Raw genomic sequence first — 1,248 nt, forward strand, 5'->3', positions numbered from 1 at the left:
GGGGGGGGGGGGGGGGGGGGGTTTTTTTTTGTGCGCGTTGTCATCGCCATTCAGCTCATCTAACAAAATGTCAACCTGCGCTGCCGCTGTCAGCAAGATGCTACAAAATGTAAAGTTGTGTTTTTATCGTGACTTAGCGGGGGCTGATGGTTGAAAATTGCAGCCTGACCCATACGATGTGGGTAATCGCATAGTGCGTTTTGTTAAATTGAGGTAAAAAGAAAATTATGATGCGAATCGCGCTTTTCCTGCTGACGAACCTGGCAGTGATGGTCGTGTTCGGGCTGGTGTTAAGCCTCACGGGGATCCAATCCAGCAGCATGACCGGTCTTCTGATTATGGCCCTGCTGTTCGGCTTCGGTGGTTCTATCGTTTCGCTGATGATGTCGAAGTGGATGGCGCTGAAGTCAGTGGGTGGGGAAGTGATCGAGCAGCCGCGCAACGAAACGGAACGCTGGCTGATGAATACCGTTGCGCAGCAGGCGCAGCAGGTAGGTATTGCCATGCCGCAGGTAGCTATCTATCACGCGCCTGACATTAACGCCTTCGCCACCGGCGCGCGTCGTGACGCCTCGCTGGTCGCCGTCAGCACCGGGCTGTTGCAAAACATGAGCCGTGATGAAGCGGAAGCGGTCATTGCCCATGAAATCAGCCACATCGCCAATGGCGATATGGTTACCATGACCCTGATCCAGGGGGTGGTGAACACCTTCGTTATCTTTATCTCCCGCGTTATCGCGCAGATTGCGGCCGGTTTCCTCGGCGGCAACCGGGAAGATGAAGGGGAGAGCAGCAATGGCAACCCGCTGATCTACTTCGCGGTCGCCACGGTGCTTGAGCTGGTGTTCGGTATTCTGGCCAGCATAATCACCATGTGGTTCTCGCGTTACCGTGAGTTCCATGCTGACGCCGGCTCGGCGCGTCTGGTAGGCCGCGAGAAGATGATTGCAGCCCTGCAGCGTCTGAAAACCAGCTATGAGCCGCAGGAAGCCAGCAGCATGATGGCGTTCTGCATTAACGGTAAAGCGAAATCCATGAGCGAACTGTTTATGACTCACCCGCCGCTGGATAAGCGTATTGAAGCCCTGCGTAGCGGTGAATATCTGAAATAATCTATCTTCTGACGCTGAAAACGAAAATCCGCAGCCCGCAAGCTGCGGATTTTTTTTACCCTCCGTCAGGCTGCGCGCGGCTGAGTGACCCGCAGACCGCTAATTGGCGCGGCGACGATAGCCAGGGTGCCGGCCA

The 1,248-nt window shown here is 55.4% G+C and carries 1 protein-coding gene; it reads left to right on the plus strand.

Features of this window, described 5'->3' with window-relative positions; genetic code table 11:
• Positions 1 to 227: 227 nt before the first annotated feature.
• Complete coding sequence (gene htpX / locus HMPREF9538_RS19660) at positions 228 to 1,112, plus strand: protease HtpX (protein ID WP_002911381.1); 885 nt, start codon at positions 228 to 230, stop codon at positions 1,110 to 1,112.
• Positions 1,113 to 1,248: the final 136 nt, after the last annotated feature.

Origin of the sequence: Klebsiella sp. MS 92-3 (assembly GCF_000195655.1) — a bacterium.
In the GTDB taxonomy this organism is placed as follows: Bacteria; Pseudomonadota; Gammaproteobacteria; order Enterobacterales; family Enterobacteriaceae; genus Klebsiella; species Klebsiella pneumoniae.